This window comes from Methylophaga sp. (assembly GCF_009711715.1).
In the GTDB taxonomy this organism is placed as follows: Bacteria; Pseudomonadota; Gammaproteobacteria; order Nitrosococcales; family Methylophagaceae; genus Methylophaga.
Genome location: NZ_VENF01000004.1, coordinates 240,518 through 258,556, shown reverse-complemented (window position 1 = coordinate 258,556; position 18,039 = coordinate 240,518). Strand labels below are relative to the sequence as shown.

Annotated in this window: 19 protein-coding genes; 16 read left to right on the top strand and 3 right to left on the bottom strand. The window is 53.8% G+C overall.

The window, feature by feature from the left end; translation table 11 throughout:
* Positions 1 to 80 precede the first annotated feature (80 nt).
* The 13 genes from FH755_RS03745 (at position 81) to FH755_RS03685 (ending at position 11,422) form a co-directional block, all read left to right on the top strand.
* A complete protein-coding gene (locus FH755_RS03745) occupies positions 81 to 1,355 on the top strand; it encodes a formylmethanofuran dehydrogenase subunit B (protein ID WP_292438804.1) in 1,275 nt (424 codons plus the stop codon).
* Positions 1,356 to 1,367: 12 nt separating this feature from the next.
* Positions 1,368 to 3,035 carry a formylmethanofuran dehydrogenase subunit A gene (locus FH755_RS03740; RefSeq protein WP_292438802.1) on the top strand — a complete coding sequence of 556 codons (1,668 nt, stop codon included), beginning with the start codon at positions 1,368 to 1,370 and terminating at the stop codon, positions 3,033 to 3,035.
* Positions 3,032 to 3,937 carry a formylmethanofuran--tetrahydromethanopterin N-formyltransferase gene (gene fhcD / locus FH755_RS03735; protein ID WP_292438800.1) on the top strand — a complete coding sequence of 302 codons (906 nt, stop codon included), beginning with the start codon at positions 3,032 to 3,034 and terminating at the stop codon, positions 3,935 to 3,937. The genes FH755_RS03740 and fhcD overlap by 4 nt, the downstream gene beginning before the upstream one ends.
* Positions 3,934 to 4,749: a formylmethanofuran dehydrogenase subunit C gene (locus FH755_RS03730; RefSeq protein WP_292438798.1), complete on the top strand. Its 816-nt coding sequence runs from the start codon at positions 3,934 to 3,936 to the stop codon at positions 4,747 to 4,749. The genes fhcD and FH755_RS03730 overlap by 4 nt, the downstream gene beginning before the upstream one ends.
* 156 nt (positions 4,750 to 4,905) lie before the next feature.
* Entirely contained in the window at positions 4,906 to 5,916 is a 1,011-nt protein-coding gene (locus FH755_RS03725) for a class 1 fructose-bisphosphatase (RefSeq protein WP_292438796.1), read from the top strand.
* Between the two features lie 18 nt (positions 5,917 to 5,934).
* Positions 5,935 to 6,387 carry a DUF4124 domain-containing protein gene (locus FH755_RS03720; RefSeq protein ID WP_292438794.1) on the top strand — a complete coding sequence of 151 codons (453 nt, stop codon included), beginning with the start codon at positions 5,935 to 5,937 and terminating at the stop codon, positions 6,385 to 6,387.
* A gap of 90 nt (positions 6,388 to 6,477) precedes the next feature.
* Positions 6,478 to 7,359 carry an HD domain-containing phosphohydrolase gene (locus FH755_RS03715; RefSeq protein ID WP_292438792.1) on the top strand — a complete coding sequence of 294 codons (882 nt, stop codon included), beginning with the start codon at positions 6,478 to 6,480 and terminating at the stop codon, positions 7,357 to 7,359.
* A 23-nt stretch (positions 7,360 to 7,382) separates the two neighbouring features.
* Positions 7,383 to 7,850: a DM13 domain-containing protein gene (locus FH755_RS03710; RefSeq protein ID WP_292438790.1), complete on the top strand. Its 468-nt coding sequence runs from the start codon at positions 7,383 to 7,385 to the stop codon at positions 7,848 to 7,850.
* 67 nt (positions 7,851 to 7,917) lie between these two features.
* Positions 7,918 to 8,646 carry a dienelactone hydrolase family protein gene (locus FH755_RS03705; protein WP_292438788.1) on the top strand — a complete coding sequence of 243 codons (729 nt, stop codon included), beginning with the start codon at positions 7,918 to 7,920 and terminating at the stop codon, positions 8,644 to 8,646.
* Positions 8,643 to 8,957 (top strand): hypothetical protein, encoded by a 315-nt coding sequence (locus tag FH755_RS03700; RefSeq protein ID WP_292438786.1) that lies wholly within the window; start codon positions 8,643 to 8,645, stop codon positions 8,955 to 8,957. The genes FH755_RS03705 and FH755_RS03700 overlap by 4 nt, the downstream gene beginning before the upstream one ends.
* 9 nt (positions 8,958 to 8,966) lie before the next feature.
* A complete protein-coding gene (locus FH755_RS03695) occupies positions 8,967 to 9,986 on the top strand; it encodes an alpha/beta hydrolase (RefSeq protein WP_292438784.1) in 1,020 nt (339 codons plus the stop codon).
* Entirely contained in the window at positions 9,986 to 10,393 is a 408-nt protein-coding gene (locus FH755_RS03690; protein WP_292438782.1) for an MAPEG family protein, read from the top strand. Before FH755_RS03695 ends, FH755_RS03690 begins: the two co-directional genes overlap by 1 nt.
* Complete coding sequence (locus tag FH755_RS03685) at positions 10,394 to 11,422, top strand: DUF2157 domain-containing protein (protein ID WP_292438780.1); 1,029 nt, start codon at positions 10,394 to 10,396, stop codon at positions 11,420 to 11,422. It abuts the gene before it with no gap.
* A gap of 1 nt (position 11,423) precedes the next feature.
* Here FH755_RS03685 and FH755_RS03680 read toward each other — a convergent pair whose 3' ends face one another.
* Positions 11,424 to 11,675 carry a TIGR03643 family protein gene (locus tag FH755_RS03680; RefSeq protein WP_292438778.1) on the bottom strand — a complete coding sequence of 84 codons (252 nt, stop codon included), beginning with the start codon at positions 11,673 to 11,675 and terminating at the stop codon, positions 11,424 to 11,426.
* Positions 11,676 to 11,722: 47 nt separating this feature from the next.
* Between FH755_RS03680 and FH755_RS03675 the strand changes: the two genes are divergently transcribed.
* Together FH755_RS03675 and FH755_RS03670 are read left to right on the top strand one after the other, a co-directional pair.
* A complete protein-coding gene (locus FH755_RS03675) occupies positions 11,723 to 12,292 on the top strand; it encodes a lipocalin family protein (protein ID WP_292438776.1) in 570 nt (189 codons plus the stop codon).
* On the top strand, positions 12,279 to 12,707 hold the full coding sequence (locus tag FH755_RS03670; protein ID WP_292438774.1) for an MgtC/SapB family protein: 429 nt from the start codon (positions 12,279 to 12,281) through the stop codon (positions 12,705 to 12,707). The genes FH755_RS03675 and FH755_RS03670 overlap by 14 nt, the downstream gene beginning before the upstream one ends.
* A 2-nt stretch (positions 12,708 to 12,709) precedes the next feature.
* Here FH755_RS03670 and FH755_RS03665 read toward each other — a convergent pair whose 3' ends face one another.
* Both FH755_RS03665 and FH755_RS03660 read right to left on the bottom strand, forming a co-directional pair.
* A complete protein-coding gene (locus FH755_RS03665) occupies positions 12,710 to 15,877 on the bottom strand; it encodes an efflux RND transporter permease subunit (RefSeq protein WP_292438772.1) in 3,168 nt (1,055 codons plus the stop codon).
* Positions 15,878 to 15,892: 15 nt separating this feature from the next.
* Positions 15,893 to 16,939: an efflux RND transporter periplasmic adaptor subunit gene (locus tag FH755_RS03660; RefSeq protein WP_292438770.1), complete on the bottom strand. Its 1,047-nt coding sequence runs from the start codon at positions 16,937 to 16,939 to the stop codon at positions 15,893 to 15,895.
* 217 nt (positions 16,940 to 17,156) lie between these two features.
* On the opposite strand from FH755_RS03660, the gene FH755_RS03655 reads away from it, so the two are divergent.
* Positions 17,157 to 18,026 (top strand): bile acid:sodium symporter family protein, encoded by an 870-nt coding sequence (locus FH755_RS03655; RefSeq protein WP_292438768.1) that lies wholly within the window; start codon positions 17,157 to 17,159, stop codon positions 18,024 to 18,026.
* Positions 18,027 to 18,039 lie beyond the last annotated feature (13 nt).

Here is an 18,039-nt window from a genome sequence, read left to right as displayed (position 1 = left end):
CCGGATACCAGTGAAGCCGGTTTAAAAAACGGCCTGCTGACACCAGTTTACAATTTGACAATTTGATTGAGGACACCGACATGACGGACAAGCAAAGTGACAGCATCTTTCATGATGTTGCCAGTCCTTTCTGCGGTATTGCATCCGATGACCTGGTGGTCGAGGTTAACGGCAATACGGTGACGGTGAAAGAAAACGGTGACCCTGTCACCCGGCATGGCTTTGAATCGCCGATGACCGATCTTTCACCGCGAATCAAGGGGCAGGAAGCGACACTGGATGAAGCGGTTAGCCACATTGCCGCTTTGCTGAAAAACAGCAAGCAGCCATTAATCGGCGGGATGGGCACGGATCTGAATGGCGCCAGGGCGGCCATGGCGCTGGCCGATATCAGTCGCGCCACCATCGACAGCCAGTTTTCCGATGCCGCCTTCCGTAACATTCTGGTATTACAGGACAGTGGTTATATGACCACCACGTTGACCGAAGTCCGTAACCGGGTGGATTTACTGCTGGTGGTGGGAACCGATATTGAATCCAGTTTTCCGCGCTTTTTTGAGCGAATTATCTGGCCCGAAGAGAGCATGTTCGGCCAGCAGGTGGAAAGCCGCGAAATCATCTATCTGGGTAAGAAACCTTCCGGTCAAGCCTCAACCTCACCGGGTGGACGTCCTGCCGAAGTGATTGAATGTGATGACGCCTGTCTGCCGGAAGTCATGTCCGTGCTGCGGGCGCTGGTTAAAGGGAAAAAAGTTCAGGCCGAGACAGTCGGGGGAATTGCTGCCGCGGATCTGGCCGGAATAGCAGAAAAACTCAAGTCAGCCAAATATGGTGTCATTACCTGGTCCGGCTTCCAGCTGAATTATGCGCATGCAGAAGTGACGATTCAGAACATCTGCGAAATGATCAAGGAAATCAACCACACGACACGCTGTAATGGGCTGCCACTGGGAGGTAAGGAAGGAGATACCACCGTCAATGCAGTCTCCTCCTGGCAGTCAGGTTATCCGATGCGGACCAGTTTCAGCCGTAATATGCCTGACTATGATCCCTATATGAATCGGGGTCAGAGAATGCTGGATGAAGGCGAAGTCGATGTGCTGTTATGGGTTTCCAGCTTCAACACTGACGGCAGGCCGCCTGCAACGGATGCAACCACCGTTGTGCTGGGCCGCTCGGGAATGACTTTCGATCAGGAACCGGAAGTCTTTATCCCGGTGGGGGTACCCGGTATTGATCACAGTGGCCGGACTTTCCGCTGTGACAGTGTGGTCTCGGTGCCTTTGAAAAAATTACGTGACAGCGGCTTGCCCAGCACCTATGACGTGCTGACTGCTGTTGAACAAGCCCTGTAAACGGAGACAACGATGCTTACTAAACTGACAGGCGGTCGCGTTATTGATCCCGAACACGGGATCAATGATGTAGTCCGTGACATCTACATTCGGGACGGTCGTATTGTCGAAGCGCCCAGCGATGGAAAAATTGACGAGGAAATTGATGTCCGTGGCAAGATCATCATGTCCGGCGCCATAGATATGCACACCCATATTGGCGGCGGCAAGGTCAATATTGCCCGCACGATGTTGCCCGAAGATCATGCCGAGTCACTGCTTGAGCGTACCGAGCTGATGCGCAGTGGCTGTGGCCACGCCGCCCCGAGTACGCTGACCACCGGTTATCGTTATGCTGAAATGGGCTATACCGCCGGTTTCGAACCCGCTGTATTGCCTATTAATGCCCGTCAGGCGCATATGGAAATGCATGACACACCGATTATCGACAAGGGTGGTTATGCGATGCTGGGCAGTGACGATTTCCTGCTCCGGATGATGGCGGCGAATGAAGATCAGGATGCAATTAACAATTACGTGGCCTGGACCCTGACGCACACTCAGGCACTGGGTCTGAAAGTGGTCAACCCGGGCGGCATTAATGCCTTCAAGTTCAACCAGCGCAAACTGGATCTGGACGAAAAAAATACCTTTTACAACGTCTCGCCACGCGAAATCCTGCAACGCCTGTCACGTGCCGTGACTGAACTGGGCGTGCCGCATCCGCTGCACGTTCACGGCTGTAATCTGGGGGTTCCGGGCAATAAAGACACAACACTGGATACCATTCAGGGCATCGAAGGTCTGCCGATGCATCTGACACATATCCAGTTCCACAGCTACGGTACCGAGGGGGATTTCAAATTCTCTTCCGGCGCGGCCGAAATCGCAGAGGCTATCAACCGCAACAAGAACATCACGGTCGATGTCGGTCAGATCCTGTTTGGTCAGACCGTCACCGCTTCCGGCGACAGTATGCGCCAGTTTGCCGGTGCACCGCATGCTCACCCCAACAAGTGGGTCTGTATGGATATCGAGTGTGATGCCGGTTGTGGTGTGGTGCCATTCAAATACCGGGATCAGAGCTTTGTAAACGCTCTGCAGTGGATGATTGGCCTAGAAACCTTCCTGATGGTTGATGATCCCTGGCGGATCTTCCTGACTACGGATCACCCCAACGGGGCGCCGTTCACCAGTTATCCACACCTGATCAAGCTGCTGATGGATAAATCCTTCCGTAATGACATGCTGTCGACACTGCATCCGGAAGCACAGCAAGCGACCCATCTGGCGTCGATTGATCGCGAATATACGCTGTACGATATCGCTACCATGACCCGCGCCGGTGCTGCCAGACTGCTGGGTCTGGCAGATCGGGGTCACCTTGGTGTCGGTGCGGCAGCGGATATTACCGTTTATACCGATCATCCTGATCGCGAAAAAATGTTCAGCAGTCCGGATTATGTGTTTAAAGATGGTCAGATGGTCGTTAAGAACGGTCAGTTGATTAAAATCACCTGGGGCACGACCCATGTGGTCAAACCGCAGTATGACGCGTCCATTGAAAAACCATTGCAGTCTTACTTTGATAAATATCACACACTGAAAATGGGTAACTTCAAAATCAGCGATGATGAAATCATTGATGACGGTCGCGGCAGTCTGACCGTCCAGCCGTTGAAACAAGGAGGCAAACTATGATTATCAACGGCGTCACGATAGACGACACCTTCGCTGAAGCCTTTCCGATGCGGGGAACCCGCGTCATTATTACCGCGCAGAATCTGGAATGGGCGATGAATTCAGCGCAGGCCTTCACCGGTTTTGCGACTTCGGTTATTGCCTGCGGCTGCGAAGCTGCAATTGAACGCACATTGGAGCCTCATGAAACGCCGGACGGTCGTCCCGGTGTAGCCTGTCTCATTTTTGCCATGGGCGGTAAGGGCTTGGCCAAACAGGTAGAAACCCGCGCCGGTCAGTGTGTGCTTACTTCGCCGACATCGGCTTTATTTTCTGGACTTGCCATGGACCAGGAAGAGAAAGAAATCCCGCTGGGTAAGAACCTGCGTTTCTTCGGTGACGGTTACCAGATCTCCAAGATGATCGACGGCAAGCGCTACTGGCGTATTCCGGTAATGGATGGCGAATTCCTTGCCGAAGAAAATACCGGCATGCGCGCCTCGGTCGGCGGCGGTAATTTCCTGATTCTGGCCGAGTCGCAGCCCCAGGCCCTGGCTGCCTGTGAAGCGGCGATACGGGAAATGCGTAAACTGCCCAATGTGATCATGCCGTTCCCGGGAGGGGTGGTGCGAAGCGGTTCCAAGGTGGGTTCCAAGTACAAGGCCCTGAATGCGTCCACCAACGATGCTTTCTGCCCGACACTGAAAGGTCAGACTAAAACGGAGTTGTCACCGGAAGTGGAATCGGTCATGGAAATCGTTATTGACGGCCTCACTGAAGATGACATCAAAAAGGCGATGCGCGCGGGTATTCAGGCCGCCTGTGAGTTGGGCGCTGAAAATGGGATTCGCCGCATCAGCGCCGGTAACTACGGCGGCAAACTGGGACCGTTCCACTTTCACCTGCAGGAGATCATGGCATGAGCGAGTTGATATTGACCCTGAAAACAGCCCCCGCTCAACGGGTGGACTGCTCACCGCTGACCGTGGATAAGCTGGAAGGTAAAAGTGTTAAAGATATCGCTGCCGTGTCGCTGGTTGTGGGTAATCAGAAACTGCGCGTTGATGAGCTGTTCGATATCAGCGGTGATGATCCCGCACTGTTGCGTTTTGACAATGCCACCGACAAACTGGATCACATCGGCCACGGCATGACCACCGGCACGATAACCGTCAATGGCAACGCGGGTGCTTACCTGGGCCAGTTTATGATGGGTGGCGAAATCATTGTTAATGGCAATACCGGTATCTACACGGCCTGTGAAATGAAAAAAGGCCTGATCAAGGTCAACGGCAATGCCGGCGACTTTGTCGGTGCGGCCCGTATTGGATACAAAAACGGCATGACGGGGGGTACCGTCATTATCACGGGTGATACCGGCGCCCGAACCGGTGATCATATGCGTCGGGGTATGATCCTTATCGAAGGCAATGCCGGTGATTATTGTGGCGCGCGGATGGTATCCGGCACTATCGCCGTACTGGGACAGGTTGGTGCGCATCTCGGTTATGCGATGAAACGCGGCACCCTGCTGTTGCAACAGGCACCGACGCAGGGGATTTCCGCCAATTTCAATGATTGCGGCTCGCATACGCTGGCTTTTCTGCCGCTGATGTTTGCCTCTTTTAAAAAGCTTGATTCCAAGTTTGCCAATCTGGAACCCTTTTCCCGGGTTCAACGCTATGCCGGCGATTTATCCGGTATCGGCATGGGCGAAATACTGATTAAAATTTAATCGGTTCTGTCACGATGATGTCAGAAAAGCCTGCTACAAAGCAGGCTTTTCTGTGTTCGGTTTTGTCTTTGGCAAATCTGAAAAATTGGTTTAATCTCTACCTTGTAAGCTGTTTGAAACAGCCAGGTTCTGGAGCAGGTAAGAGAGGGATAGCGCATGTCTGAAAGTGGAAAAACCGTTATCCAGTTTATCGTCGAGGAACAGCGGGCCAATCCCGGCGCGAGCGGCGATTTATCAGGTCTGCTCGGTGATATTATCAGTGCCTGCAAAAAAATCTCTCATCTGGTCGGCCGTATCGGACTGTCGGGGCTTGGTGGCTACGCCGACTCGGAAAATGTGCAGGGCGAAACCCAGAAAAAACTCGATGTGATCAGTAATGAGGTAATGATTGATCATCTCAAGTGGACCGGTCACCTCGCTGCGATGGCGTCTGAGGAAAATGAAGAAATCATTCAGATCCCGGCGCGTTACCCCAAGGGCAAATATCTCATCTGTTTCGATCCCCTTGATGGCTCCGGCAATATCGATATTAACTTTTCAGTCGGCACGATTTTCTCGATTCTGCGTTGCCCGGAAAAGACCAAAAACCCGTCCTTGAAGGACTTTATGCAGCCGGGTACGGAACAGGTCTGCGCCGGTTTCTGTATTTACGGCCCGTCGACCATGCTGATTATGACCACTGGCCGCGGGGTAAATGGTTTTACCCTGGATCGTGATGTTGGTGAGTTTATTCTGACGCATCCGAATATGAATATCCCCAAAGACACGGCCGAATTTGCGATTAATGTGTCGAACCATCGTCTGTGGGAAGAACCGGTGCGGCGCTATGTAGATGAGTGTATCCAGGGCGTCGACGGCGGCCGTGAGAAAAACTTCAATATGCGCTGGAATGCATCGATGGTGGCAGAAATTTATCGTATTCTGACTCGCGGTGGTATTTTCATGTATCCGATGGACAGTCGTCTGGTGAAGCAGGGTGGACGACTGCGGCTTATGTATGAAGCCAACCCGATGAGTTTTATCGTGGAGCAGGCGGGCGGTTTGAGCTGGACCGGTTACCAACGCATTATGGAAATCCAGCCACAAGATATTCATCAGCGGGTGCCGGTGATTCTGGGCTCCAAAAATGAAGTCGAGCGTATAGTGAGATACCACCTGGAAAGCTGAAGTGTGAAGGCCCTTATCATGCTGATCAGCTTATTACTGCCCCTGCCGTTGCAGGCTAATATTTTCAAATGCACGGTAAATGGTAATACCCTGTTCAGTGACCGGCCCTGTGCTGATAATGCGGTGAGGGTCGAGATTGAAGCCCGGCAGCCGGATGAGACTGCCGTTATAAGCCAGCAGGCGATTACCCAGCGTTTCCAGGAAGAGTCGAGAGTCAATCAGGTTCATTCCCTTAAGCAGAAAAATAAACTGCTTTCTGCCAAAATCGATCAGTTGCAGCAGGACCGGCAGCGTGAGCTCGATCGGCTTCGACAGCGCACCTATACCAGCGATGACGGCCGGATAGCCACCCGTGAACACGGACTGTTTGAAGAGATGGATCGACTGGATGCTGAATTTCAGCAGCAGATTCAGGATCTGAAGCAGGAAGTCCAACACAACCAGCAGCAAATACATCAGCTCTATCAGTAAGCCGGTATAAAGCCGGTTGCACCGTTTATCTGATCACTTGCAATCTGGCTGGCAGCGCTTTATTCTGCGTTGCTCACAGCAGGTAGTTCCATGTCTTCAAAATTCTCTATACTCAATGACCAATCCGGTCATGATGCTTTCATCGCTGAACGTGCAAACTTAATCAAACCGCAGCACTGGATCGTTCTGATCTACCTGTTAATCGGTATTGGTTGGGTGATGTTCTCCGATGCCCTTGTACTGGCATTGTCTGAAAAGTCGGTGCAAATAACCCTGGCGCAGAATTTAAAAGGGCTGTTGTTTGTACTGGTAACAGGCGGCTTGCTGTATCTGTTAATCAGCCGCGCTTACCGCCAGATTATTTCTGCCAATCGCCGCCTGCTGGCCAGTTATGAACAGACCGTCCGGGGCTGGATCACGGTGATGGATCAGCGACACCAGGAAACCCGTCATCATTCGGAAAGAGTGATGCAAATGTGTGTGGCATTGGCGACTTTGTCCGGCCGCTTCAAAGCCAATGAATTAGCCCTGGTGAAATGCGGGGCTTTACTGCATGACATCGGCAAAATCGGTATTCCTGACGATATCCTGGTTAAATCGGATAAGCTGGATCAGCAGGAGTGGGCGCTGATGCAGACCCACCCGGTCATTGCCCGCGAAATTCTCAATGAGATTGAATTTCTTCGTCCCTGTATTGATATTCCTTATCAGCATCATGAAAAATGGGATGGCAGCGGTTACCCACAAGGACTTAAAGGTGAGGCGATTGCCTATTCTGCACGCTTGTTTGCGATAGTCGATGTCTGGGATGCTATCTCTCACCCCAGGGTGTATAAAGAAGCCTGGCCGGAACAGAAAGTGCTTGACTATATAAAGTCGGAATCCGGCAAGTCTTTTGATCCTGCTGTGGTCAGCTTGTTCATTGATAATTATGCTTTTCTCAAGCAGCAGGTGGCCGCGCTGGAAGATTGATCAACTGCAGAGTGAAGTTGCCGATGAAAAAACTGCTGTTACTGCTTTCGCACGGTTTGTTTCTGGGAGTCGGTTTTGCTCTGGGGATTTACCTGTTGCCGATTCTGACCCAGCCGCCCGCACCGGATGACAGACAAATCGGTGAGGTCGCCGCCCAGGCGCATTTCACCGGCCATTTCACGCCTGATCTGGAAGACAGTGATGCCTTACATTTTGGTGATGGCACCTTCTATATCAGCGACAGTGCATTCTCCTTCGATGGCAGAATCGCACCGGGTCCGGATTACCGGCTTTACCTGTCACCGGTATTTGTCGAGACCCAGGCCGCGTTTATGGCTAACAAAGACAAAATAGTCCAGGTCGGTGACGTCAAAACCTTCAATAATTTCATGGTAGATCTGCCGACCGGACTGAATCCGGCGGGCTACAACAGCGCCATAGTCTGGTGCGAGTCTTTCCAGATTTTTATCACCGCCGGGCGTTATCAGTAACCACAGTCATCCTGAGTTGTAGCCCGCCGGCTGATGTCCTATGCTGCCTGAGAGGGGGGGGAACATCATGAAGCAATTGATAGCGATAGCGTTATTGTTAGTATCAGGCTCTCTCACTGCGGAAACCATCACCTATCAGTATCAGGGGCAGGACTATGAGGGCTTTTACCAGGCCTCAGCAACAGGTCAGCCACTGATCCTGCTGTTGCATGACTGGAATGGTCTGACGGATTACGAAATCAAACGTGCACAGATGCTGTCGGAGCAGGGTTATGCGGTGTTTGCTGCCGATCTGTTCGGTGCAGGCATCCGTCCCACCAAGGATGAAGACAAACGCCAGCATACCGGTGAACTCTATCAGGATCGAAGTAAAATGCGCGGCCTGGTAAAAGCGGCGCTAGCTGAAGCTTCAGCTCTCGGTGCCGATGCGAACAGCGTGGTTGTAATGGGCTATTGTTTCGGTGGGGCTGCGGTGCTGGAAATGGCCCGTGCCGGAGCCGGTTTCAAGGGCTTTGTCAGTTTTCACGGTGGTCTGTCGACGCCGGAGGGGCAGGATTACAAAAACGCTCAGGGTGCTTTATTAATCATGCACGGTGCAGCTGACCAGCATATCAGTCTGGATGATTTTAACCGCCTCGCCAAACAGCTGGAAGCCGAACATAAAAACTATGAAATGATTGCCTATGGCGGCGCTCGTCACGCCTTTACCGAATGGCATGGCGATCGCTATCATCCCGAGGCGGATCGCCGTTCCTGGCAACGATTCATGCATTTTCTTGAGCACACATTGCGATGAGCTTCAAATGCACGCTCCGCCAACTTGTTTTGGTGGCGGTGGCAGTCATCAGCACCGACCTGCAGGCCGATAACAAACGGATCAGGCTGTCTGTGATGAATACGCCCGTTCTGCTTGCAGCTGATCCGGTGCTACAGCGGGTAATAGCGATCATTCTGGTCAATCCCGCGAAAGTCGCCGAGGTCAATCATGAAGGAGCCGGCGCGTTGCGCGACTATTTGTTGACCCTGTGTGCGCAGGCCCGAATCGCTCAGTTTCGCCAGCCAGAGTATGCTGGTGAATGGTGGTGGCCGGCTGCCGTACATAATTAGGGAGGATAGATGAAACCACATTGCTGTCTCGTCCTGCTGTTATCGATGCTGCTTTTCACCAGTCTCAGCCGGGCCGATACCGGCTTTCGTCTGCAGCAGTTTGATTACCCTTATCCGGTGCAGATGTTCTCGCTGAACTCCCAGCAAAAGACACTGGAGATGGCCTATATGGATGTGGCACCACGAGGCACAGCCAATGGTGAGACAGTAGTCCTGTTTCACGGCAAGAATTTCTGTGCGGCCACCTGGAAACAGGCGATAACACTGCTGAGTGAGGCGGGGTATCGGGTCATCGCGGTGGACCAGATCGGTTTTTGCAAATCCTCAAAACCGCTGGATTATCAGTTCAGCTTTCACCAGCTGGCGAACAACACGCGGGCATTGCTGACAGAACTCGGGATCTCGCAATTTTATCTGATGGGGCATTCGATAGGCGGCATGCTGGCCAGTCGTTATGCCTTGCTTTATCCGGAACAGCTGCAGGGACTGTTGCTGGTCAATCCTATTGGGCTGGAAGACTGGCTGCAGAAAGGCGTGCCTTATATCAACATCGACACCTGGTATCAGCAGCAGTTAAAACTGGATGCTGAAGGCATTAAACGTTATCAGCAAAACACCTACTATGCCGGCGAATGGCGCGAGGATTACAGTGTCTGGGTCGATATGCTGGCCGGCCAGTTTAAGGCTGATCGCGAAAAGTCGGCCTGGCTCTCGGCCAAAATCTACGACATGATTCTGACCCAGCCCGTCGTGCACGAACTGAAAAATATTGAAGTGCCGACCTGGCTGTTTATCGGTGCGCAGGATAACACAGCGGTCGGCAAAGGCTTCGCCGACGAGCGTACACGATCCCGACTGGGTAACTACCGGCAGCTGGCTTCAATCACAGTAAGCCGCTTCGCTGATGCACGCCTGCATTTATTCCCCAAGATGGGACATTCGCCGCATATCCAGTCGCCGGAATTGTTCAATCAGGCGCTGTTGAAGGCGCTCAGACAACTCGCTTCCCGACCAAAAAGGACTGACTGATGCCATTTCTGTTTCAAACCCTGTTTATCGTTGCCTTGTTTCCGATAACACTTGCCGTGCTGGGCGGTTATCTGCGCTATCGCCAGTTCGGTCGCTTTGATAACAAACAGCCGCGTCTGCAGCAGGCACAGATGACCGGTCTCGGTGCCCGGGTTCTGGCGGCGCAGAAAAATGCCTGGGAAGCGCTGCTGTTTTATGCTGTTATGTGTCTGCTTGCTTTTATATCAGGCACTGATTTGAGTCAGTTCAGTTATGCGGCCGCCTTGTTTCTACTGAGCCGGATAGCGCACCCCGTGTTTTATATGCTGGATATGGCGCCGTACCGTTCGCTGGTTTTTATGATCGGCTGGCTGTGCAGTTTTTATATCGGCATCAAATCGGTCGCCGACATAAGCTTTGGCAGCTAAATGAAAATCAGCAAACAGCAGCTGGAGGCGGCGGTCAAGCGGCAGATACTGAAGCCGCAACAGGCGGAGGAACTGTATCGGTTTCTGCGGGCACAACCCGGAACCGGGCCGGCCTTCGATTTTACCCATGTGCTTTATTACCTGGGCGGTTTGATTGCCATCGGTGCCATGACCCTGTTTATGACCCTGGGCTGGGAAACTTTCGGCGGCTGGGGCATTTTTTTCATTGCTTTACTCTATGCCGGCACCGGTATGAAACTGAGCGACTTTTTTCTGCGCCGTGATTTTGCTCTCCCGGCCGGGATTTGTGCGACCTTTGTTGTGGCTTTGACGCCGCTGGCGGTTTACGGGCTGCAACAGGGGCTGGGGTTGTGGCCAGACAGCAGTACATATCGGGATTACCACCGTTATATTCAGTGGCACTGGCTGTATCTCGAACTGGCTACGCTGGCAGTGGGTACCGCTATGGTCTGGCGATATAAATACCCGTTCCTGCTGATGCCTATCGCCGTTACGCTGTGGTATCTGTCTATGGATCTCGCGGCCTGGCTGGCCTTTGACCGGATCGACTATGAAATCCGGGCTTTGGTATCGATGTATTTTGGCTTGATGATGACGCTGCTCGCATTCTGGGTGGATATTCGCAGCCGCGAGAGCACGGCTGACTATGCCTTCTGGCTGTATCTGTTTGGTGTGCTGACTTTCTGGTGCGGCTTATCAATGCAGGACAGTGACAGTGAACTCGCCAAGCTCGGCTATTGCCTGATTAATCTGCTGATGATGGGTATCGGCGTGGTGTTGCTGCGGCGGGTCTTTGTCGTGTTTGGTGCCCTCGGTGTGGCTGGCTATCTGGGATACTTGTCGCATCAGGTATTTGAAGACAGCCTGCTGTTTCCGGTGGTCCTCAGCGCGCTGGGATTGTTGATTATTTATCTGGGCGTCTTGTGGCAACGCCATGAAGCACGAATAAGTGATCAGCTGCGTGGCAGCCTGCCGCTGACATTACAGCAGTTGCTGGCAAAACGCTGACTCAGCGGTGTTTATACTGGCTGGGACAATAAGCACGATCGACATCCGGGTTTCTGAGACGGCGGTGTTTGGTTTTGCGTCCACTGACACGCTGCCGCCAGAGACGAAAACTACCGGGTTGCAACGACAGACGCATCAGCCGGATCACCGCTGCTTCACTGAGGCCATAAGTAGTGGCAATGGCCTCAAACGGGGTGCGGTCCTCCCAGGCCATTTCTATAATGCGGGAGCGATCAGCTTCACGCAAAGGCATTGCTATCTTCGGCATAATCAGCAAAGTTATCTGCAAACGGGTGAAATATGCGTCTAAATCTGATTCTTTTCCTGCTGCTGTTGACGAGTGCCTGCACCCGCATCCCGACGGGTATTGAACCGGTTCAGTCATTCGAAGTCGATCGCTATCTGGGCAAGTGGTATGAAATTGCCCGTCTTGATCATGGCTTTGAACGTGGTCTGAGTCAGGTGACAGCAGAATATCAGCCTCGCGAAGCCGGCGGCATCCGGGTTATCAACCGGGGCTATTCAGCGGCTGAACAGCAATGGGAGCAGGCGGAAGGCAAGGCTTTTTTTGTCGGGGATAAAAACACGGCGCATCTCAAAGTGTCTTTCTTCGGCCCTTTTTATGGCAGTTACATCGTGTTCGAATTGGACGCGCAGTATCAATATGCTTTTGTCAGCGGGCCCAGCCGCGATTATTTATGGTTACTGGCACGCGAACCGGTGGTCTCGGAGGCGCTCAAAGCACAGTTTATCGATAGAGCAGAGCAGCTCGGTTTTGCCACCCAGGATTTGATATTTGTTGAACACGACGCAAAGCTGAATAACAACGATTCTTCAGATGACAGGGAGGATAATCATGCCGGAAATTGACGTGACCCTTGTACGTTTTAACTTAACGCAAATCGGTATCGCTTTTATCTTGTCATTGCCGATCGCCCTCAACCGGGAATATCTCACCCGCGGCGCCGGCTTGCGGACTTACCCCCTGGTCTCTATAGCCTGCTGCGCCTTTATGCTGGTGGCGATGGATGTCTATTCGAATGGTCAGGCAGAAGCACGGGTGATGTACGGCATCATTACCGGTATGGGCTTTATCGGTGGTGGGGCCATCATCAAGGAGCACGGCAAGGCGATGGGCACCGCCAATGCTGCCGGTATCTGGCTGACCGGCGCTATCGGTATTTCTGTCGCCTACAGCCGGTATGAAGTGGCGCTGGTACTGTCGATAATTGGCTATTGCATCTTCCAGTTCGGTAGCCTGATGAAAAAGGAAGATGATGGCTAAGCTCAGCTATCCTGTGGTACAGCCTTATTCAGTCCGGCGCGCTCACGCTTCTGTACCCATGACATCACCGTGATCAACAGACTGGGCAGGAAGGTCAGCGTAACGATCATCGAACATAGGATACCGACCAGCACCACAATACCGACGCCGCGATAGAGTTCAGTCCCGGCACCCGGGATAAAGACCAGCGGCGCCAGCCCGAATACGGTGGTGGCGGTCGACATCAGAATCGGCCTCAGGCGGGTCGCTACCGCCTGATTGACGGCAGTGCGGACAGAGAGGGCTTTATCGCGCAGATTAGTGCGGGTCTGCTCGACAATCAGGATCGGGTTATTGACCACGGTGCCCAGCAGAATGACAAAACCCAGCATGGTGATCATATCAAAAGGCTGAATGATGGCTGGCAGACCGACCAGATTGAGCAGCGGGCCGGCATGGTTAACGGCCACCAGGCCGACGATGCCACCAGCGATACCCAGCGGTACCGTGGTCAGAATCAACAACGGGTAGCCCCAGTGGCTGAAGATCGCCACCAGCAGCAGGTAAATCAGGATCAGGGCAATCACCAGATTACTGGACAAGGATTCCCGGGTCGCATCGAGCTGGTCGGCAGCCCCGGAGATGCTGATTGATACCCCTTTGGCAACCTCTCCGGCGGCCTGCATATCCGGCAACATCTGGGTGCGGACCCGATTAACGGCGGTTTCCAGCGCGATTTCGCGTGGTGGAATAATTGACAAGGTGACGGTCCGCCGACCGTCGACCCGGCGCAACTGGTCACTGTCGACGGTTTCTGTAATATCGGCCAGTGCATTGAGCGGTAACACCGTGCCTGCCGGTGTCATGATCGGCATCGTCGACAAATCCGCCAGTTTCTGGTTCTGGCCGGCTGCACTGAAGATAAACATATCGATTTTGTCATCATCCATGAAGAACTCACCGACATAGGCGCCGTCACTGAGTGCGGCAACGGTATAGCCGAAGTTATCTGCCGTCATTCCGACCTCGGCCAGCCGGTCCCAGTGCGGACGCACTTCAACCAGAGGTTGATCCAGTGACAGGGCAGCGGGTTCAGACTCGATCTGCGGATCCCCGAACAGACGCTCTGCACTGCGCAAGGCGTTTTCAGCGGTGATATATAAGCTTTCCTGATCGGCCCCGGAAATATCCAGGTTTACCGCACGGGTTCCGCCCTGATTACTGGCAATAATGGAACCGCGGTGGGAAAATCCACGCATGCCCGGATAGCTCTCAAACATTTCGGTCAGCGCATTCATCATCGGCTCAATATCCTGATCACGGGTCGGTTCACTCAACACCCAGACCACCCCCGGTGCAATGCGCTGGAAGTAATATTTGAGCGACGGCAGTTCATGTTCGCCGTTCACGAATTTGGCAGGATCGGCATCCAGTGCCGCTGCCAGATGACCGCGGATTTCTTCACCGATTTTCTGCATTTCCGACAGGTTGTAGCCAGGCGGGGCGGTCATGACGCTGAAGGCCTTCGGCTCCTCGCCCTCCGGCAGATATTCAGCCGGAGGCATCAGATAGACACCCGCGCCCATGGTGCCGGCAAAAATCAGAACGATACAGGCAAACCGGCGCAGGGGGCCGCCGTTGAGCCAGCTGATCGATTTGAGAATAGGACCGGGGTGAGCCAGATCATCGCCGTGATCCCGATCATCACCGAAACCGACCCGGGCACAGGCGGCGGGTACCACGCCGACGGCAAACAGCATTGAGGCAAGAATCGCAGTGGAAATGGCAATCGCGATATCAGAATAAAGCTGACCGGCTTCTTCCTGCACAAACAATACCGGCGCAAACACCAGCACGGTGGTCATACTGGAGGCCAGTACCGCGGTCCAGACTTCACGCACCCCGGTGATCGCCGCCTGAATGCGGTCCAGTCCGCGTCGTCGGCATTGCTCGATACTTTCCAGCACCACGATGGTGTTATCCACGGTCATACCAATAGCAAAGGCGATACCAGCCAGCGAAATGACATTGAGTGTGCGATCGAAGGCGAGCAGTCCGAGGAAGGCGGCAATGGTACAGACCGGCATGCCCATCAGGCCGATCAGGGTGGCGCGACCCGAGCGCAGGAACAGAAACAACACCAGGGTCGCCAGCACGGCACCCAGGGCCAGGTTGGAGCTGACCTTATCCACTGAGGCCTGTACATAACGGACATCATCACCGATCAGCTCAATTGTCATCCCGTTAGGATGCAGCTGGTCCTGACGGATTTCCTCGACAACCTTGAGCATCTCCTCCTTGATATTAATGACGTTGGAGCCGGACTCACGCTTGACCGCCATGGTCAGCGCTTCTTCGTTGTTGACAATGGCAATATTGCGGACTTCGTAGTGATCAAGACGGACCTCGCCCACGTCCTTGAGCTTGATATCGGTATTGTTGCGGTGTGCCAGGGTGAGCTCTTCCAGGCTTTGAATATCCTGAAAGCGGCCGGTGGTACGGATGAAATAACGGCGTTTGCCATCATCCAGATCACCGGCTGAAGTATCCCGGTTGCGTTCTCGAATCGCATCGCGGACTTCAGTCAGCGTCAACCCACGCTGAGCCAGCTTGGCCGGGTCGATGGTGATTTGAATCTGCCGTTCGGCACCGCCGCGGAGCTGCACTTCTGACACGCCGCTGACCCGCTCCATACGCGGACGGATATCGTCATCGACAAAGTCGGTAACCATATCCATATCAAGCTGAAGCGGATTGCCGGGCAGCGGCTTGACCGCAAAATACATAAACGCGTTTTCAGAAAAGGAGCTGCTGCGAATCGTGGGTTGATCGACATTTTCCGGATAACTGGGGACCTGGCTCAGGGCATTGGAGACTTCGATCAGGGTTTCGTTGATATCAACGCCGAAAGGAAATTCCATTTCAATCTGCGCCTGACCGGTATCAGCCAGCGACTCCATCCGCGTCATGTTGGGAACGCTGCGCAGATAGCGTTCCTGTTCAATCAGAATTTCTTTTTCCACATCCTGCGGGGTTGCGCCCGGCCAGCCGGTGACGACACTGATAGTGCGGACATCCAGGTCAGGAATCATCTGGATGGGGATGCGGGTAGCGGCCGCAATACCCAGCACGACGATGATAAGCACGATCACCGTCAGCAATTTTCCGTTTCTGATTGGCGCTTCCAGCATGATTAAAACAGCCTGTTATGGGTTGACGACAGTGACAGACTGACCATCACGCAAGACTTCATTTCCCCGTATCACCACCCGGGCATCGGCCTCCAGCCCTTCAAGCACACTGACACCGCTCTGGCTTTGCTGGCCGATAGTGACCTGTCTGCGTTCGGCGACATCGTTGTTGACGACAAACACACTGTAACCGCCATCCGGGTGGAGTAACAGCGCATCACGGGGAATCAGCAGTTTCTGTCCCCCGTCGCCATTGAGGCCGATCACGGCGGTAGCAGAGGTGCCGGGCAGCAGATCGATATCCGAGGCATCTACCACGACACGAACCAGAAAAGCCCGCGCCTGCGGATCACTGACCGGCACAATCGCACTGATCTGGCCGGGCAGGCGACGGTTGGGATAGACATCGGGGATTACTTCCACCGGGCTGTCCTGACTGACCGAAGAAAACTGCTCCTGCGGTACTTTGACATCAAGCCGCACTTTATCGGTCGCCACCAGTTCCAGTACCGCTGTACCCCGGTTAACCCATTCACCGGCCTCGGTCATTTTGGCACTGATAACGCCGCTGAAAGGCGCTGGCAAATCATGTCGTCGCAGTTGTTCCAGTGCGGCTCTTTCAGTTGCTTTGGCGGCGACCAGTGCCGCTTCAGCCAGCGCCAGATTGGATTGACGGTTGGCCAGTTCGCTTTCGGAAATGTAGTTTTTCTTGCGCAGGCTCTCGGCCTCATTGACCAGACGCTGCGCTTCGTTACGGGCAGCTTCGGCTTCGGCGGTGGCAGCCTGGGTCTGAGCATACTGCTGGCTGGCAATGGCCGGATCCAGCTGGATCAGGAGATCGCCCTGATTGACTTCATAGCCGGCATCGACCAGCACTGACTTGACCAGACCGTCGACCCGCGGTGACAGCATCGCCTGTTTTTCTGCCGTCAGTGAGCCGGAGAGACTCAGGGTTTCCGCAATCGCGGATTGAGTTGGTGTGGCAGTTGACACCGGGGTGGCATCATCAGCATTGACAGTCAGGCAGAAAAGGCTGAACAGCAGCCAGCTTAGATGTCGCATGAGTAATCCTGTTGCAAAAAAGTCCGTTTGGTCTGGTTGTGACCAGAGGTATAGGGGCATGAACCCCGTGTTTAGTTCCCGGCAGGCTTAACCAAAGCGCTGAAAAAGGCTAATTTAATGATCGGACAGACCACGATGGCAAGTAGCGAGTGCCTATGTTTACATTCTTTTACATATGATGAGTTTAAGCCGATTTCTCCCGCTCTGGGCCATATTGATGTGTCTGCTGGCCTGGTGGCAGACCAGCTGGTTCCTGAGTTTGAAGCCAGCGATTCTGCCACTGCTGGCATTGATCATGTTCGCGATGGGCCTGACACTCAGCTTGCGGGACTTTCGTCGTGTGTTGACCCTGCCGCTGCTGATAGCGCTGGGTGTCAGCCTGCAGTTTATATTAATGCCGCTGCTTGCCTGGCTGATCGGCCGGGGACTGGCGCTGGATACATTACTGGCGACCGGACTGATACTGGTCGGTGCCAGCCCCGGTGGTACCGCGTCGAATGTGATGACCTATCTCGCAGGCGGTAATGTCGCTTTGTCGATCACATTGACAGCGCTGTCGACCCTGCTGGCAGTGATATTGACGCCTTGGCTCAGCTGGCTTTACATCGATGCGGCCATCGCGGTGCCGGTAGGGTCGATGCTACAGACGATACTGATGCTGGTGATTGCGCCGGTCGCGGGCGGCATGTTGCTGAATCAGTGTTTGCCGCGGCTTGTGACACCGATTCAGCAGTTTTGCCCCATGCTGGCCACGCTGGCAATCGTTTTTATCATTGCCATTGTGTTCGCCTTGAATAAGGACAGCATGGCCGGCTTATCGATGGCACTGCTGCTTGCGGTGGGACTGCATAATTTACTGGGGCTGACGCTGGGGTATCTGGCAGGGCGCTGTTTCGGCTATCCAGAGACGATCTGCCGGACTCTGGCCATCGAGGTCGGTATGCAGAACTCCGGACTGGCCGTGGCACTGGCCTTGAAGAACTTTGCGGCGATGGCGGCACTACCCGGTGCGATGTTCAGTATCTGGCACAATATCAGTGGCTCACTGTTGGCCGCTTTCTGGCGATGGAAGGATAAGCAACAGTAAGCTTAACAATCAT

Excerpts from the sequence above, each read along its gene's own strand:
- FH755_RS03745 (WP_292438804.1), top strand. The coding sequence starts at position 81 with ATGACGGACAAGCAAAGTGACAGCATCTTTCATGATGTTGCCAGTCCT.
- FH755_RS03740 (WP_292438802.1), top strand. The coding sequence starts at position 1,368 with ATGCTTACTAAACTGACAGGCGGTCGCGTTATTGATCCCGAACACGGG.
- fhcD (WP_292438800.1), top strand. The coding sequence starts at position 3,032 with ATGATTATCAACGGCGTCACGATAGACGACACCTTCGCTGAAGCCTTT.
- FH755_RS03730 (WP_292438798.1), top strand. The coding sequence starts at position 3,934 with ATGAGCGAGTTGATATTGACCCTGAAAACAGCCCCCGCTCAACGGGTG.
- FH755_RS03725 (WP_292438796.1), top strand. The coding sequence starts at position 4,906 with ATGTCTGAAAGTGGAAAAACCGTTATCCAGTTTATCGTCGAGGAACAG.
- FH755_RS03720 (WP_292438794.1), top strand. The coding sequence starts at position 5,935 with ATGCTGATCAGCTTATTACTGCCCCTGCCGTTGCAGGCTAATATTTTC.
- FH755_RS03715 (WP_292438792.1), top strand. The coding sequence starts at position 6,478 with ATGTCTTCAAAATTCTCTATACTCAATGACCAATCCGGTCATGATGCT.
- FH755_RS03710 (WP_292438790.1), top strand. The coding sequence starts at position 7,383 with ATGAAAAAACTGCTGTTACTGCTTTCGCACGGTTTGTTTCTGGGAGTC.
- FH755_RS03705 (WP_292438788.1), top strand. The coding sequence starts at position 7,918 with ATGAAGCAATTGATAGCGATAGCGTTATTGTTAGTATCAGGCTCTCTC.
- FH755_RS03700 (WP_292438786.1), top strand. The coding sequence starts at position 8,643 with ATGAGCTTCAAATGCACGCTCCGCCAACTTGTTTTGGTGGCGGTGGCA.
- FH755_RS03695 (WP_292438784.1), top strand. The coding sequence starts at position 8,967 with ATGAAACCACATTGCTGTCTCGTCCTGCTGTTATCGATGCTGCTTTTC.
- FH755_RS03690 (WP_292438782.1), top strand. The coding sequence starts at position 9,986 with ATGCCATTTCTGTTTCAAACCCTGTTTATCGTTGCCTTGTTTCCGATA.
- FH755_RS03685 (WP_292438780.1), top strand. The coding sequence starts at position 10,394 with ATGAAAATCAGCAAACAGCAGCTGGAGGCGGCGGTCAAGCGGCAGATA.
- FH755_RS03680 (WP_292438778.1), bottom strand. The coding sequence starts at position 11,675 with ATGCCTTTGCGTGAAGCTGATCGCTCCCGCATTATAGAAATGGCCTGG.
- FH755_RS03675 (WP_292438776.1), top strand. The coding sequence starts at position 11,723 with ATGCGTCTAAATCTGATTCTTTTCCTGCTGCTGTTGACGAGTGCCTGC.
- FH755_RS03670 (WP_292438774.1), top strand. The coding sequence starts at position 12,279 with ATGCCGGAAATTGACGTGACCCTTGTACGTTTTAACTTAACGCAAATC.
- FH755_RS03665 (WP_292438772.1), bottom strand. The coding sequence starts at position 15,877 with ATGCTGGAAGCGCCAATCAGAAACGGAAAATTGCTGACGGTGATCGTG.
- FH755_RS03660 (WP_292438770.1), bottom strand. The coding sequence starts at position 16,939 with ATGCGACATCTAAGCTGGCTGCTGTTCAGCCTTTTCTGCCTGACTGTC.
- FH755_RS03655 (WP_292438768.1), top strand. The coding sequence starts at position 17,157 with ATGTGTCTGCTGGCCTGGTGGCAGACCAGCTGGTTCCTGAGTTTGAAG.